Here is a 14,906-nt window from a genome sequence, read left to right on the forward strand (position 1 = left end):
GCATAACATTAAGCAGGAATTTGTGGAGCAATGCATGATGAAGAAAAAGGTAAGGACTGAATTAACCAAATTATATACGGGAGAGTTGGCAAGTATAGTAGTTTTTTTGGTTCTATACTATTGGCAATTCGAGGGTTTTGTTTTGCCGGTACTCTACCCATTGTCAATCTTATGTTTTATTCTTTGGCAGGGAGCTTTGTATTGGTTTCTTTGTTTACAAAGGCTGAAAGGTAAAACTATAAAAAACGTTGGCAGGGTATTTTACATTTTTAAATATATTAACTTAGTTCTTATCGCTCTAACTATCCCGGTTATATTAATGAGTAGTCATGATAATCTACTATATACTATTTTAGGCTTTTTCCTTTCATTGTTTGCCGTTGTGGAATGGATAAATTATTTTCTTGTTCGGCTTTCATATAAGAATCCGAAAATACTAATTAGTTTACTCAGACATAATCAGTTGAAAAGAAGTAAATTGGCTCAAGAAATTGCAGAGCGCTGAATTCCAACTCAAATGGCCTATTTTTTAAAAACAATCTTTTGTCCTTTAAAGGAAATCAAAAGGAAACAAGGTAGTATGCGAAGAACTTATTTAAGCTATTATGATGGAGGAAATCAGCAGATGAAAATAGGGGACAAAATATGAGAATGATTAAAGCTGCATATGAGCATTTTGAGATTGTCCAAAAGATCGTCAACAAGACCATTGGAACTGTATATCCAAACTATTACCCTCAGGGAGCTGTGGAGTTTTTTCTGCACCACCATTCCCATGAAGCTATCCAAAAGGCTATTGCCGGCAATGAAGTATTCTTGTTGGAAGCAGAAGGGGAGTTTGTCGGCACAGGAAGCATCAAGGGGAATGAAATAAACCGGCTTTTTGTGTTGCCGGCCTATCAGGGCAAAGGTTTTGGAACCTTCATGATGGACGAATTGGAGGGGGTTATTTTCGCTGCATATCCGGAAGCTGTATTGGATGCTTCACTTCCGGCCTATGAGATGTACAGCCACAGAGGGTATGTACCGGTTGAATATCATCGCATAAAAACAGATAATGGCCATTATCTGTGCTATCACGTTATGAAGAAAGGCTGTTGCGGAAAAAAATTATAAAACTGATGTCGCAAATACCGAACAACTTTTGCGTATTATACAGTCCATTCCTTCACCGAAAGCCGAACCGTTCAAAATGTGGCTCGCTCGGTTGGCTGCGAGAGGATAGAGGAAACCATCGACCCGGAGCTCACCATTGATCGTGCCCTTGCTATACCTGAAAAAGGGATATACCCGAGAGTGGATTAATCAACGATTGCAGGCAATTCAAGTGCGTAAGGAACTTACGGATGAGTGGGATGATCGCGGAATAAAGCGAGGGCAAGAATACGCTATATTAACCGACGAAATTACCAGGGCATGGTCCGGCATGACCACTCGCCAGTACAAAAATTTAAAGAGCTGAAAAAGGAAAATCTCCGTGACAACATGTCTACATTGGAACTTGTTTTGAATATGCTTGCTGAAGCTACCACATCCGAGATCTCCAAGGCGACGGCCAAAAACATTTGAAGAAAGCAGAGTCAAACGGATGAGAAAATGGGCCTGCGAAAGTGGCTGTTTCAGATCCTGCCGCCAAGAGTGATATCAGGTAGATAGGCATCTTTATTGTATCCTCAACGGGATGGGCCGGCCCTTCATCCGTTTGCAGGGCGGAAAACGGGCAGGCAGCCGCCATCGGTGCGCTGAAGGGTAATGCTGGATTAAAGAAATAAGGCCACCAATAAAGGTTGGATAATCATAAGTAATTAATGGCTAGCTTATCTGTTTTCAGATCCCGCGCCTTAAGCTCCTGCTCCGGATGGCCGATGGCAATACCTAACAGGGGCTCAAAGTCATCGGGGAGGTTCAGAACCGCTGTATTATCGAGTTCAGGGATTTCGCGCATTGCTTCAAGAGAACCCCATATAAAGACGCTGCCTAAGCCGAGGCATGTAGCGGCCAGGTGCATAGAGTAGGCAATGCATGTGACATTTGCGAACTCAATGCCGGGTTGTAAATCCTGTTTCCTGTGGGACACAAAAATCACTGTCGGAGCGCCATAAAAGGGGTCGAAAACTCGCTGACGCAGTTCGATATCAGGAGTATTGCCGATGATCTTTTTCATCTTGGCTTTATCCTCCCAGCGTTTAACAGCGGCGGCGGAGAGTTTATCCAGGGCATCCCTGCACTGCACGACAGTCAAATGGATATCCTTGTACAGATTGCTGCCTACCGGAGCGCTGTTCGCAGCGGCCAGTACAGCGGTTAAATTGTCCTGTGCTATTTGGTCCTGCCTGAATTTCCTGGTGGATTTCCGATAACGCAGCAATTCAAAGTAATCCATAAACACACCCCTTTATGAGCCGAACTTTGTTTGTAACCCTTTACACTTCAAGGGTAACATGAGGGAATTGTAGTGTAAATGACTACAGTAGAGCAGTGTGAAAATATTTTAGAGAACGAGAGGAGTCACATAGGATAAGCTCATGTAAATTCTCATCGGCTCTTTTATATCCTCGAGGCATATAAAGTGCGTGGTAAGCTGGAGGAAATCGGATCTATCTGTTGAAGTATATTATCTAAGATTTAAACGATTGATTCCATGTGCAGACTATTTGACAATTACGACGATATGACGCAGGAGGAAAGAACCATGAGAAAGCTGAAGCTTACTGTCATCCTTTGCTTAATTTTATTCATGAGCATAGCGCCTCTGAATACCTATGCCCTGAGTTCTCCATCAGCCCTCACCAATAGCCCCGGACTGAATGATGGCTCCACGGAAGCGGGAGAGCGAATCTCAGGAGAGGATCGCTACGAGACTGCTGCGGCAATAGCCAGAGCGGGTTGGGATACTGCGTACTATGCCGTCATAGCCAGTGGCGAGAGTTTTCCGGATGCCTTATGTGCGGCATCCCTTGCCAAGCAGCATAATGCCCCAATCCTGCTCACCTCGAAAAACGCCTTGGCAAAAGCGACAGAAGAAATCCTCTTGGCCAAGGGCGTTAAGAAGGTCATGGTTATCGGCGGCCCAGGGGTAATCAGTGAAAATGTCATCAAGAGCATTGAGGATCTGGGTATTGATGCAGCAAGAATAGCTGGAATAAGTCGCTATGAAACCTCACTGCAGGTAGCTCAGGCTATGGGTGACTTTAAAGAAGCGGTTATCGCTTCAGGCGAACATTTTCAAGATGTTTTATCCATTGCCTCTATAGCAGCTAAAAAAGGCATGCCGATTCTCTTTACACCCCAAGACAGCATTTCCTCAGACTTGAAAAACTTGCTGGAGCAAAAAGTTGAGAATACTTATGTCCTGGGGAGCAATGATGCCATAAGTGACGCGGTCTACAAGCAGCTCCCTTCTCCCCGGCGTTTGACAGGTTCCGATTGGTATGAGCTGAATGTAGCGGTTATTGAAGCCTTTGCCCCCGAGCTGGACATGAGCCTATGCTTTGTCGCCGCCGGCTCGTCTTATCCGGATACTTTAGCAGGCTCAGCCCTGGCAGCCACATATGGTTCACCTGTGCTTTTGGTCGGCAGCCCTCTGAGAGATGTCACCAGCAGTTTCCTCCAGAAGAACAGCACGCACATCCAGAAGATTGTCGCCTTTGGCGGAACAGGTGCCTTGGCGGATAATCTGCTGTATACAATTGCCGCGAAAGCAGGAGTGGCAGATAATGAAAAAGGTAATGAAATAGGCAATGAAACAGGCAGCGAAAACAGAGAACCTGCCGTGTCCAATCTTAAAGCCACAGCGGTAAGCGCCAAGCAAATCTATCTTGCCTGGGATAATAACAGCGAAGCCTCTTCATACACTGTCTACAGAGCTGCATCCTCTGATGGGAGGTATATGGAGCTTGCCACAGCTTTTTCTCCCTATTATATAGATACCTCTCTTGAGCCAGGAACAACCTATTATTATAAAGTAAAAGCACACACCAAATCCGAGTCCGGTCCCTACTCAAAGATCGTCAGCGGAACAACTCCGCCGGTCAGCGAAAACTTATCCCAGCCTCAAAATGTGGCAGTCTCGGCAGCGAATACCCATCAAGCCAACATCAGCTGGGATGCAGTAAGCCATGCGGATTATTATGATGTCTACAGGGCAGTCTCTGCCAATGGGGCATTTGTGCGCATCGCAACGGTTGAGCATCCCTACTATCTGGATGCTGATTTGACTTCCGGAATGTCTTATTACTATAGGATTCAGGCTGTGGCGGCTTCATCTGTAAGCCCTTATTCGGCAGTTGTTCAGGCCGGCAATGGCACGGAACCGGGGAACCCTGTCAGCACTGGCACTGCTACGGACACAGCCTCAGATACTAATGTGCTAAGTATTCCTGTGAATTTTGAGTTAATTCCTTTACAGAACGGTCAGGTATATCTGAGTTGGAATAAGGTCGACAAGGCCTCCTACTATACGATATACAAATCCACATCGAAAACGGGACCCTATAGTGTTTTAGGCACAGTTGTCAATACACACTATTACGACGACAATCTGCTTTCCAAGACAGCCTATTATTACAAGATTCAAGCCTGTAATGAAACTTCAAAAGGATCACAATCCGAAGCTAAGTACGTAATTACAAAGTAATTGTAAAACAAAATGCCCTTCATCGACTAAAGGTCGTGAAGGGCATTTTCCTTTCCTTAACCATAAGGAAAATTATTTATACTTCCTGTCATACAGAAGCGCTGCGTTCAGCACGACCAGCACCGAGCCGGCATTGTGGACCAAAGCGCCGGTTACCGGGGTGAGTACACCCGCTACGGAAAGCAGTATGGCGACAAAGTTAATGGCCATGGAGAGAAAAATATTGAATTTTATAGTGCGGACTGTGGAATTGGACAGCTTCTTTAAGTAGGGAATCTTGGCAATATCATCGCCCATTAAAGCAATGTCCGCCGCCTCCACAGCGATATCACTGCCCATAGTGCCCATGGCCACACCCACGTCGGCTGTTTTAAGGGCAGGGGCATCATTGACTCCGTCGCCGATCATGCAGACCTTACGGCCTTGGTTTTGAAGGGCTTTAATGCTGTTCACTTTATCGGCTGGCAGCAGCTCCGCTTTCACCGTTTTAATGCCAACCTGTTCGGCAAAGTATTGAGCAGTCTGGGCATGGTCCCCCGTCAACAAAACAATCGTGGCGTTGGCCTCATGGAGCTCTTTAACCATGCTTGGGGCGGTATCCCGCAGAGTGTCGGAAAGGGCGATCGCTCCAATCAAGGAATTGTTTTGGGCAACCAGGATCATGGCCTTGCCTTGGGACTGAAAACGGGTGAGAGCAGTGACGACCTGCTCGCCAATAGGTATCCCATGCTCTTTTAAGTACAGCGGATTGCCGCACAGCAGTGTTTCCCCGTTCAAACTCACCTGGATTCCTTTGCCCGGTATCATCTGAAAATCCTGGGCAGGCAGGAGGGGGATAGCCCGCTCTTTGGCGTAGTCGACAACCGCCTTGGCCAGGGGATGCTCCGAATAGACTTCCGCAGAGGCGGCCAGACTGAGCAGAGTGTCCCTGTCCATATCTTCAGCCAGGGGCTGGATATCGCTGACGACGAGAGTTCCGGTGGTCAGGGTGCCCGTTTTATCAAAGGCGATGCAATCCACCTTGCCCATCTTTTCCAGCGCTTCACCGGACTTGATGATCACGCCGTGCTTGGTGGCCTGGCCGATGGCCGCCATAATGGAGGTGGGGGTAGCCAAAGCCAGGGCGCAGGGGCAGAAGACAACCAGGATGGTAACAGCCCGGATCACTTCTCCTGTGAAAATAAGGGTTAGCACGGCTATGATCAGGGCGATGGGAACAAGCCAGGTGGCCCATTTGTCCGCGATCCGCTGCATGGGAGCTTTGCTGTTCTCCGCTTCCTGAACCAGGCGGATCAGCTTTTGCAGAGAGGAGTCCTCCCCCACCTTGGTGGCCATGATGTCAATCGAGCCGAAACGGTTAAGGGTTCCGCTGAACACACTGTCTCCCGCTCCTTTATCGATGGGCAGGGATTCGCCGGTCATAATGGATTGATCGACGGAGGTATTGCCGGCGATGATTTCACCATCCACCGGGATTGTTTCCCCGGGCAGTACCCGTAGCAGATCATCCTTCCGGATCTGCTCTACGGATACCATTTCCTCCTGGGTTCCGGTTGCGTCTGTTCTGAGCCTTCTGCCTTGCAGGGGAACAAGGTTGAGCAGTTGTTTTAACCCTTTTTTAGCCCGTTCCACCGTTTTATCTTCCAATATGGCACCGATTGCCATAATAAAGGCGACCTCACCGGCGGCGAACAGTTCTCCGATGGCAATAGAGGCGATCATGGCCATGGAGATCAGCAAAGCGGAGGAAATCCACCGTTGCAAAATAAGCCGTGTTATCGCCAGGTACAAAAGGGGAAAGCCGCAGATGATCACGGTGACCCAGGCGGGGTCGACGGGAACCTCCGTGCCGCTTAAAAGCAAGATAAGGCTTGCCGCCAGGAAAACCGCGGCCACAATGGTCATGGGAATACCGCTGAATAAATGATTGATTTTCTTGATCATACCAATCCTCCTGGGAACGCTTATTTTAGGAACTTCTCGATGGCGTTGTTCAAATCTTCCAGAACCTTTTTATCGCCGCTTTCCACGGCGTCCACGACGCAGTGATCGATATGATCCTGCAAAATGATCCGCCCGATGTTGTTGATGGCGGAACGTATGGCGGAGAGCTGGATGAGGATGTCGCTGCAATCCCGGCCTTCCTCCACCATTGTTTTAACAGACTGCATATGTCCTGTTACCCGTGAAATGCGGTTGATTACCGCTTTGGTCTGACTATGGTGATGATGTTCATGCTCATGTTCATGTGTTTTGGATTCCAAAATACATCTTCTCCTTATCCGAAAAAGTATAAAAATAGCATAGTTATATCCCCCTGGGGGGGATATAACTATGCTATGGCATAAATTAAAGTTTGTCAAGAGATCAATAGGGAGCAAATGCCACCCGTGTACACTGGAGTAGTTAAAGCATCGTCCAAACGGAACATAAACGACCAAACAGAGTAGAAATATCCGGAAGCTATGATATAATACCATTTAGTTAGCTTAAGCTAACTTGAACTGACTATTTCTATTGGGGGGGTCTGGATATGTCGATGCCGCAGACAGTGATGAACAGCAAAACAAGGGATAAGCTCAAAGGCAAGGATCTGGTTACAATCGGTATCTTTTCAGCTCTTTATTTTGTCATCAATTTCATTTTCATGCTTATGGGGGGAATCCACCCGGTTATGTGGATCTTGATGCCGGGGCTGATCGCGCTGTTCACAGGCGTTCCCTATATGATGCTGGCGGCTAAGGTTCCGAAGCTGGGGGCCGTACTGATTATGGGATTCATTACGGGGCTTATCTATTTTGTGACAGGTATGTTTACCGTGGTGATCCTTATTACCTTCGCAGCAGCCTGCGTAGTGGCGGAGGCAGTGCGCTTGATCACCAAATATAGAAGTTTTGCGGGGAATGCCGTATCCTTTGTGATTTTCTCGGTAGGTATGATCGGCTCCCCTTTGCCGGTTTGGCTGTTCAGGGACAGTTTCTTTGCCCAGATAGCGGAGCAGGGAATGTCTGCGGACTATCTGGCCGTGTTGTCAAGCCTGGCGTCTAACGAAATGCTGCTGGTCATGGTTCTGGCACCGGTGGTACTGGGAGTGGCCGGGGCCTTGATTGCCAAGGCGCTTTTTAAAAAGCATTTCGCCAAGGCAGGTATAGTGTAGGCATGGGAGGAAAAGTCAAGGCCGGAGAGGCTGTGTGCCTGGATCCCCGGACCGTGTTGCTGCTTCTGGTGTTCGTCACTGCCGTGGTATTTTCCCATAGCTCTCTCCAGGTGGAGCTTATACTGATCGGGGTACTTCTCGGTCTTTTTCTCTGCTGTGGCCTGTTTAGGAGCGGAGTCAAATTTATGCTGGGGTTCGGATTTTTATTGGCCCTTCAGTACTATATATTGCCGGCTGCTCCCAAAATCTTTTCCGATTTCTTTTTTATTCTCACGGTGTACGCCAGGAAGGTTTTCCCCTGCGCTATGATCGGGAGATTTATTGTCGAAACAACGCCTATGCGGTATGTTATTCTTGCCATGCGCAGCTGGTATTTTCCCCAAAGGCTCATCATTCCCCTCTCGGTAACTATCCGGTATTTTCCGGCCATCAGGGAAGAGATCGGGCATATCCGGAACGCCATGAAGCTGCGCCGGGTCACAGGAACGGCCAGGATCGAGGCGTATATCGTTCCCCTGATATTTTCAGCGCTCAATACGGCGGAGGAATTGGGGGCGGCGGCCGTCACCAGAGGCATCGAGAACCCTGCCCCTAAAACCAGTGTCATCGAGCTGCGCTTCCGTCTGCGGGACTACGTCTGTATTTCCGTTGGATTGATCTTTGCTTTAGCAGCTTTTTTCCTGGGGTGAGGTAAATATGATAACAATAAACAATGTGACGTTTGGATACAACCAGAAAAAGGATACGCTGAAAAATATAGATTTAACTATAGGCCCGGGGGAATGCCTATTGCTTTGCGGGAAAAGCGGATGCGGGAAAACAACGGTGACCAAGCTGGTGAACGGACTGATTCCTCATTTTATCGAAAATGGCCGGCTGGAAGGAACGGTCACGGCGGCAGGTCTGAACGTGACCGCCACCGAGCTTTATGAACTGGCCAAAAGCATCGCCTCGGTATTTCAGAACCCCAAATCTCAGTTTTTCAACCTTGATTCCGATGCGGAGCTGGCCTTTGGGCTGGAGAACATCGGTGCGTCTCCCGAATATATGCGCCAACGCCTGGATGCTGTTGTCAGGGAACTGGACATTGAGAGGCTGATGCAGCGGAGTATCTTCGCCATGTCCGGCGGTGAGCGGCAGGCGCTGGCTTTCGGTTCGGCCTTTGCGATAAATCCGGACATTTATGTTCTGGATGAGCCCACAGCCAATCTGGACGGAGATGGGGTGGCGGTTCTGAAGCGGCAGCTGGGGGAAATAAAGCGCCAGGGCAAGACCATTCTGATTGCCGAGCACCGGCTGTATTTCCTGACCGACCTTATCGACCGGGCGGTCTATATGGAAGACGGGGAGATTGTCCGTATTTATCCCCGGGAGGAGTTCTTTGCGCTCTCCGATGAACAGCGGATCAACATGGGGCTGCGCACATTCAGCACGCCTGCGCTCAATGCCGCGGCCGGCAGGAAAGGGGAAGAAACCCTCGCTGTCTCTGCTGCCCCGGCCGGCCAAAACGGGCAGGAACTTAGCGTCAGGGAGCTTTGCTGCGAGATCAAGGGAAAGCGTGTCTTTGACCGGATCAGTTTTTCAGCGGGCAGTGGCGAGATTGTCGGCATCACAGGTAATAACGGTGTTGGCAAAAGCACGCTGATGGGCTGCATATGCGGGCTGACCAAAGAAAAAAGCGGGTCGGTATCCTTGGGAGGCAAGGAGCTGACACTGCGGCAGAGAAACAGGGAGTGCTTCTGCGTTATGCAGGACGTTAACCACCAGCTCTTCAGCGACAGTGTAGGGAATGAATGCGCTCTTTCTGGGGCCGGCAGGCCGGAAATTGAAGATGTGCTGAAAACCTTCGATCTCTACACATACAAGGACAGTCATCCTATGGCCTTGTCAGGCGGTCAGAAACAGCGGCTGGCTATCGCCTGCGGAGTATTGAGCCATAAAAAGATCCTTGTTTTCGACGAGCCCACCAGTGGCCTTGACTACGAGCGTATGACAGCAGTGGCCGGGCTGATCAGGAAATTGGCGGAGAAGGGGCATATTATCCTGATTGTGACCCATGACAGGGAATTTATGAACTTTGTCTGCGACCGCTCAGTGTCGCTGACAGGGAAGGGCAGGGAGGTGGAGGAGCCATGCTGAAAGACAATCTGTCAGCCTATGGCAGCAATGTATATACAGTGATCGAGGATGAGGAGCGGGCAATCTACCAAATCAAGGACAGAACGGGCGATGGCATGATGATCTGTTATGCCGTGTTTCCGGGAGCTTATCTGAGCTACAACAATTTCCACATGCATAGCTGCGATTCCAAATTCAAAACGGCTGTGGATATGTTCTGCATCGATCACTGCCGGGAAGGACGCATTGAACAGGATATGGGGAACGGCCCTATTTCTATAAACTGCAGGTGGAGAAAATCAAAGCCATCCAGGCCTTTATGACTGGGAATATCCAAAAACATTATACACTGGAGGAGCTGTCGGCCAGGTTTGAGATCCCGCTTACTTCGATGAAAACCTGTTTCAAGGGCGTCTACGGAACCTCTGTTTTTGCTTATATGCGAACTTACCGCATGCATCAGGCTGCGGTACTGCTTCGTACCAACCGGCGGGAGAGCGTTGCCGAGATTGCCGGGAGAGTCGGATACGACAACCCCGGCAAATTTGCCATGGCATTTAAGAAGATTATGGGAAAGTCACCCCTTGAGTATCGCAAATCCTTTGTCTGATCTTGAATAGCAAAAATCCTTTGTCCGATTCGGAAGGGCATAACCTGGTGAGGCAGTTCGCCTTAAGCAGGGCCAACTGACCGCAAATTCAGCATGCTTGACAAAGACGTATGGTAACTATACAATAGTTTTATGAAAAGTGATGATGAAAGAATTAACCAAGTAGCAAATTCCCTTTTGAGACTTATGATGAAGTTCATCGAAGTCGATAAGAGGAAGCGGTATTATGGAACCGATGTTCCCATCTATATCGCAGAGATTCATATGTTGGGCGCAATTGCTGAACATGAAGGAATCCATATGGCGAGTTTGGCGGAACATATGGGGGTGACCAAAGGATTTGTTTCGGAAATCATGGCCAAACTCAAGAAAAAAGGTCTGGTGATCAAAGAGAGAGATAGCCATAATCAAACGAAGATCATCCTCAAGCTGACTGAAAAAGGCAAATTGGCCAACGAGAATCATCTTAAATTCCACCGGATGATTGATGAGGCGATTATAGAACTGCTGTCAGACCAAGAGGAGGGTAAAATTAGTTTTTTAGAAGAATTCTCAGATGGTTTTACCAGGAAGATGGCTTCTATCGATGCGGAGATATAATTTTTTTACACTAAACGTATAGTAACCAAACGTATGGTGCCAATTATAGAATTGTAACTGGAAAGCGGTCTTATGAGTGAATAAGTTGTTAAACTGAAGTTTTAGGAATATTCCTAGAACTTTCTTTCTTCCAATAAGTTAGCTGATGCTAACTTAAATCTGTTAACCTACTGAAAATGATCATGGTTAAGGAGGGGGGGTACAGAGAAATTTTACAGAGACCCGGATGATGCCTATGGATTCATTATCGTATAAAATGAATTTTTTGATGAACCAAGTTCATGGGAAGGTGGAATTATCGTGAGCAAGAAAAACAAAGCCGGCCATTCCTACAGCAAACGCGGGAAAGCTCCGGAAATCTTAACAGCAGTCAGTGTCCTGGCGGGTATTGCCTCTACCCTGATTGCGGTGTACCTGATCACCCTGCTCTGGGAGGGGAAACCCTTGGGGGCCCTGCTGATCCCGACGTTGGGTATTGCCCTGTGCCAAATCATCAAAGGGGGTTTTTACGCCCTGGCCCTGTGGCAGGCTCACGAGTTTGCGTATTCGTCCCTGCTGACGATCCGCAACGGGCTCATTGACAAGCTCAAAAGGCTGCCCCTCTCTTTCTTTCAAAAACATAAAACCGGAGAGCTGGCCGGGATTGTTGACCATGATGTGGAGCGGGTCGAGCTCTATCTGGCCCATACTCTGCCTGAAGTAGCGGTGACCGGTCTGGTCTGCGGCCTGAGCGGCGTTGCTGTGTTTATTCTGGACTGGCGGATGGGGCTTGCACTCATTGCCACAGTTCCGCTGGTCGTGATTATCCTGGCGGTATCAAGTCCCTTCTGGAAAGGGGCGATCAATGATTATCAGGACAGTACGCGTACAGTATCGGAAAACATTATGGAGTACATTGCCACCATCCCGGTGATCAAGGTGTTTGCTGCGGGAGAACGCAAGACGGAAAAGGTGCTCGCCAGCATGGATGACTATATCGGGAAAGCGCGAAAGGCAATCTATGTCCAGGCGGCACCGATGGGGCTGATTACGGTGCTGGTGGAAGGCGGGGTGGTGCTGGTTGCCATTGTCGGTGCGTATATCCTGAAGGCCGGACCTCTCACCTCCTCTGATATTACCCGCTTTATTCTGGCTTTTATTTTGGCACAGCAATTCACAGGGAGCCTGATCAAAGCGACGACGCTGATGTACAATAAAGCAGTCTATGACAATACCATGAAATCAGTGGAGCGGATCATGGGGGAACCGGTCCGGGAGCAGCCCCGATCCGGTGCTCCTGCCGTAGCCGGGGACATCGTCTTTGATCAGGCGGGATTCTCTTATGATGGGACAGCCGAGGCGCTGACTGATATAAGTCTGATCTTCCGGCAAAATACCACATCAGCCATCGTCGGTCCCTCCGGTGCAGGCAAGAGCACTATCGCGGGTTTGCTGCTTGGCTTATGGCGGCACGAGACCGGAAGCATCACCATCGCAGGCCGGAGGATCGAGGATATTCCCGAAGCAGAATTAACAGCACTCATATCTGTCGTCCAGCAGGACAACTTCCTGCTCAATATCAGCATTGAGGAAAATCTCCGGATCGGCAAGCCTGACGCGACGGAAGCGGAGATCCGGGATGCCGCGCAAAAGGCGCAGATCCATGAGACGATTATGCGCTTGCCGGGGGGCTATCAAACCATACCGGGGGAAGGGGGAGTGCGGCTTTCCGGAGGTGAGAAGCAGCGGATTTCCTTGGCAAGGATGATGCTCAAGAATGCACCCATTGTGATCCTGGACGAAGCCACGGCTGCTGTGGACCCGTATAATGAATCCTTGATTCACAAGGCGATTTCCGAACTGTGTGAAAATAAGACGCTGATCGTGATTGCCCATCATCTGAATACCATTGCCGGAGCGGATCAGATTGTGGTGATGAACCGGGGGCGGGTCGAAGCAGTGGGGAAACACGGGGAATTAGTGGAGAGCTGCTCCCTTTACCGTTCCATGGTGGAGGCTCAACAGCAGGCGCAAAACTGGAATATAAAGGAGGCTGCGGTATGATCGGGGAATTATTCGGCTATATTGGGAAAAAGGGCAAAATGACCATGATTGCCGCCATTATTTTTGAGACCGGCAATGCCTTGCTTACAGCCGCTATCATGCTGACGATTTTAAATATGCTCTATGGGGTGCTCGCTGAACCAAGCCAGGGATTGACTGCTTATTTTGTTCGTTTCGGCATCTTGTTAGGGGCTAAGTTTTTCTGCACCATCGTGACCATGATGACTATGCACGATGCAGGCTTTGCTATGGAAACCCAGCTTAAGGAGCGTGTCGTACGCCGCCTGAAAGAATTTTCACTGGGATTTTACACCCATGAGCAACTTGGGAATATCAGTACGGTGGTTCATGACGATGTGGAGAATCTGCAAAAATCAATATCCCATGTAGGGGTCAAAATGCTGGCCGATATATTTACCGCTGCGGTTATCGGGATCGCCCTCCTGATGTTGGATTGGCGGATGGGGCTTGTGATGATGTCCCTGCTGCCCCTGTCTTTCCTGTTCCAGGCCCTGGGATATAAAAAGGCCCTCAGGCTCAAAAATGAGAATGCCGCTAACCTGGGCACAATGGTGTCCCGCTTTGTAGAATTTACCAGGAACATTCCGCTGCTCAAAACCTTCCGTGGCGGTCTGCTGTTTCAGGATTATGTAAAGGAAAGCGCCGCCAATTTTGAAAAGAGCAGTAAAGCAGAGGCGAGACAGGGGGCCAAAGATTCGGCCAAGTATTTTCTCCCCTTTGAGTTGTGCTTTGCTTTGCTCGCCTTAGCGGGCAGTTTGTTAACGGTCAACGGCAATCTGGCTGTTCAAGATTTTATTGCCTTCATTGTGTTCAGCCGGGTTTTTTATACCCCCTTTGCCAATATGGAGAGCTATCGGGTGACCTGGGCCCAGATCCAAAGCTCATTTGGCCGTATCTCAAAATTATTGCAGGCCCCGGTAGTTGAAAAGCCCCAGGCACCCCAAAGGCCGAATACATTTGATATTGCCTTTAAGCAGGTCGGTTTTCACTATGAGGAAAACGGGTTTGCATTGCATGATGTGGATTTCCATTTGCCACAGGGCAGTTTGACGGCCTTGGTGGGCCCGTCCGGCTCAGGCAAAACCACGGTCACCAATCTGCTTTTGCGCTTCTGGGAAGTGGATTCGGGCGCAATTGAGGTAGGGGGCGTGGATATCCGCCGGATGGATTATGACGAATGGCTTGCCAATGTCAGCATTGTAATGCAAAATGTCATTTTGTTTGCCGATACTATCTATGAAAATATCCGCACCGGCCACCTCGACGCTACCCGGGAGCAAGTGGAGGAGGCCGCCAGGAAGGCCATGATTCATGACTTCATCATGGGATTGCCCGATGGGTATGACACTATGCTGGGTGAGAACGGCGCACGCCTCTCGGGGGGTGAGAAACAACGGATTTCTATTGCCAGGGCATTTTTGAAGGACGCCCCCGTTTTGCTGTTGGATGAAGTGACCAGCAATGTGGATTCCTTGAACGAAGTGCTGATCCAAAAGGCAATCAGCAAGCTTTCCCAAGGGCGTACCGTACTGATGATTGCCCATCATCTCCAAACCATTAAGACAGCTGAGCAGATTCTGGTGTTCAAGGAGGGGGTTGTTGTTGAACGCGGTAACCATGACCGGCTGCTGCAACAGGATGGGGTGTATGCCAAGCTTTGGCAGGCCCAGGCAGCGGCACAGGAATGGAGTATCGCCTGATGAAGCAAATGCGGTTTGGAT

Annotated in this window: 14 protein-coding genes and 1 pseudogene; 12 read left to right on the forward strand and 3 right to left on the reverse strand. The window is 49.1% G+C overall.

Annotated elements, in window-relative coordinates:
• Nucleotides 1-34: 34 nt before the first annotated feature.
• The 3 genes and pseudogenes from BUA14_RS12815 to BUA14_RS27935 all read left to right on the forward strand — a co-directional run.
• The gene (locus BUA14_RS12815; protein ID WP_242954649.1) at nt 35-505 is read left to right on the forward strand and encodes a hypothetical protein; all 471 of its coding nucleotides are present in this window, start codon (nt 35-37) and stop codon (nt 503-505) included.
• Between the two features lie 140 nt (nt 506-645).
• On the forward strand, nt 646-1,116 hold the full coding sequence (locus tag BUA14_RS12820) for a GNAT family N-acetyltransferase (RefSeq protein WP_072772950.1): 471 nt from the start codon (nt 646-648) through the stop codon (nt 1,114-1,116).
• A pseudogene (locus BUA14_RS27935) lies at nt 1,106-1,579 on the forward strand (BRO-N domain-containing protein); the annotation flags it as partial. The gene BUA14_RS12820 and the pseudogene BUA14_RS27935, both read left to right, overlap by 11 nt.
• Before the next feature lie 216 nt (nt 1,580-1,795).
• On the opposite strand, the gene BUA14_RS12830 reads toward BUA14_RS27935, so the two are convergent.
• Nucleotides 1,796-2,383: a nitroreductase family protein gene (locus tag BUA14_RS12830; protein ID WP_072772951.1), complete on the reverse strand. Its 588-nt coding sequence runs from the start codon at nt 2,381-2,383 to the stop codon at nt 1,796-1,798.
• Nucleotides 2,384-2,692: 309 nt separating this feature from the next.
• On the opposite strand from BUA14_RS12830, the gene BUA14_RS12835 reads away from it, so the two are divergent.
• Nucleotides 2,693-4,636 (forward strand): cell wall-binding repeat-containing protein, encoded by a 1,944-nt coding sequence (locus BUA14_RS12835; RefSeq protein WP_072772952.1) that lies wholly within the window; start codon nt 2,693-2,695, stop codon nt 4,634-4,636.
• Nucleotides 4,637-4,708: 72 nt separating this feature from the next.
• Here BUA14_RS12835 and BUA14_RS12840 read toward each other — a convergent pair whose 3' ends face one another.
• Together BUA14_RS12840 and BUA14_RS12845 are read right to left on the reverse strand one after the other, a co-directional pair.
• A complete protein-coding gene (locus BUA14_RS12840) occupies nt 4,709-6,580 on the reverse strand; it encodes a heavy metal translocating P-type ATPase (protein ID WP_072772953.1) in 1,872 nt (623 codons plus the stop codon).
• A 20-nt stretch (nt 6,581-6,600) separates the two neighbouring features.
• Nucleotides 6,601-6,900 carry a metal-sensing transcriptional repressor gene (locus BUA14_RS12845; protein WP_242954650.1) on the reverse strand — a complete coding sequence of 100 codons (300 nt, stop codon included), beginning with the start codon at nt 6,898-6,900 and terminating at the stop codon, nt 6,601-6,603.
• A gap of 269 nt (nt 6,901-7,169) precedes the next feature.
• On the opposite strand from BUA14_RS12845, the gene BUA14_RS12850 reads away from it, so the two are divergent.
• The 8 genes from BUA14_RS12850 (at nt 7,170) to BUA14_RS12885 (ending at nt 14,885) form a co-directional block, all read left to right on the forward strand.
• A complete protein-coding gene (locus BUA14_RS12850) occupies nt 7,170-7,793 on the forward strand; it encodes an MptD family putative ECF transporter S component (RefSeq protein ID WP_242954651.1) in 624 nt (207 codons plus the stop codon).
• A 2-nt stretch (nt 7,794-7,795) separates the two neighbouring features.
• Nucleotides 7,796-8,482, forward strand: a complete 687-nt coding sequence (locus BUA14_RS12855; RefSeq protein WP_072772954.1) for an energy-coupling factor transporter transmembrane component T — start codon at nt 7,796-7,798, stop codon at nt 8,480-8,482.
• 7 nt (nt 8,483-8,489) lie between these two features.
• Nucleotides 8,490-9,932, forward strand: a complete 1,443-nt coding sequence (locus tag BUA14_RS12860) for an ABC transporter ATP-binding protein (RefSeq protein WP_072772955.1) — start codon at nt 8,490-8,492, stop codon at nt 9,930-9,932.
• On the forward strand, nt 9,926-10,234 hold the full coding sequence (locus BUA14_RS28985) for a hypothetical protein (RefSeq protein WP_072772956.1): 309 nt from the start codon (nt 9,926-9,928) through the stop codon (nt 10,232-10,234). Before BUA14_RS12860 ends, BUA14_RS28985 begins: the two co-directional genes overlap by 7 nt.
• Nucleotides 10,201-10,521 (forward strand): helix-turn-helix domain-containing protein, encoded by a 321-nt coding sequence (locus BUA14_RS28990; protein ID WP_427846689.1) that lies wholly within the window; start codon nt 10,201-10,203, stop codon nt 10,519-10,521. Before BUA14_RS28985 ends, BUA14_RS28990 begins: the two co-directional genes overlap by 34 nt.
• Before the next feature lie 189 nt (nt 10,522-10,710).
• A complete protein-coding gene (locus BUA14_RS12875) occupies nt 10,711-11,121 on the forward strand; it encodes a MarR family winged helix-turn-helix transcriptional regulator (RefSeq protein ID WP_207649548.1) in 411 nt (136 codons plus the stop codon).
• Nucleotides 11,122-11,421: 300 nt separating this feature from the next.
• On the forward strand, nt 11,422-13,164 hold the full coding sequence (locus BUA14_RS12880; protein WP_084078606.1) for an ABC transporter ATP-binding protein: 1,743 nt from the start codon (nt 11,422-11,424) through the stop codon (nt 13,162-13,164).
• Nucleotides 13,161-14,885, forward strand: a complete 1,725-nt coding sequence (locus tag BUA14_RS12885; protein ID WP_072772959.1) for an ABC transporter ATP-binding protein — start codon at nt 13,161-13,163, stop codon at nt 14,883-14,885. The genes BUA14_RS12880 and BUA14_RS12885 overlap by 4 nt, the downstream gene beginning before the upstream one ends.
• Nucleotides 14,886-14,906 lie beyond the last annotated feature (21 nt).

This window comes from Desulfitobacterium chlororespirans DSM 11544 (assembly GCF_900143285.1).
Taxonomy (GTDB): domain Bacteria; phylum Bacillota; class Desulfitobacteriia; order Desulfitobacteriales; family Desulfitobacteriaceae; genus Desulfitobacterium; species Desulfitobacterium chlororespirans.

What these genes read in the sequence shown, in the direction of transcription:
- BUA14_RS12815 (WP_242954649.1), top strand. Translation starts at nt 35, where the DNA reads ATGATGAAGAAAAAGGTAAGGACTGAATTAACCAAATTATATACGGGA.
- BUA14_RS12820 (WP_072772950.1), top strand. Translation starts at nt 646, where the DNA reads ATGAGAATGATTAAAGCTGCATATGAGCATTTTGAGATTGTCCAAAAG.
- BUA14_RS12830 (WP_072772951.1), bottom strand. Translation starts at nt 2,383, where the DNA reads ATGGATTACTTTGAATTGCTGCGTTATCGGAAATCCACCAGGAAATTC.
- BUA14_RS12835 (WP_072772952.1), top strand. Translation starts at nt 2,693, where the DNA reads ATGAGAAAGCTGAAGCTTACTGTCATCCTTTGCTTAATTTTATTCATG.
- BUA14_RS12840 (WP_072772953.1), bottom strand. Translation starts at nt 6,580, where the DNA reads ATGATCAAGAAAATCAATCATTTATTCAGCGGTATTCCCATGACCATT.
- BUA14_RS12850 (WP_242954651.1), top strand. Translation starts at nt 7,170, where the DNA reads ATGTCGATGCCGCAGACAGTGATGAACAGCAAAACAAGGGATAAGCTC.
- BUA14_RS12855 (WP_072772954.1), top strand. Translation starts at nt 7,796, where the DNA reads ATGGGAGGAAAAGTCAAGGCCGGAGAGGCTGTGTGCCTGGATCCCCGG.
- BUA14_RS12860 (WP_072772955.1), top strand. Translation starts at nt 8,490, where the DNA reads ATGATAACAATAAACAATGTGACGTTTGGATACAACCAGAAAAAGGAT.
- BUA14_RS28985 (WP_072772956.1), top strand. Translation starts at nt 9,926, where the DNA reads ATGCTGAAAGACAATCTGTCAGCCTATGGCAGCAATGTATATACAGTG.
- BUA14_RS12875 (WP_207649548.1), top strand. Translation starts at nt 10,711, where the DNA reads ATGAAGTTCATCGAAGTCGATAAGAGGAAGCGGTATTATGGAACCGAT.
- BUA14_RS12885 (WP_072772959.1), top strand. Translation starts at nt 13,161, where the DNA reads ATGATCGGGGAATTATTCGGCTATATTGGGAAAAAGGGCAAAATGACC.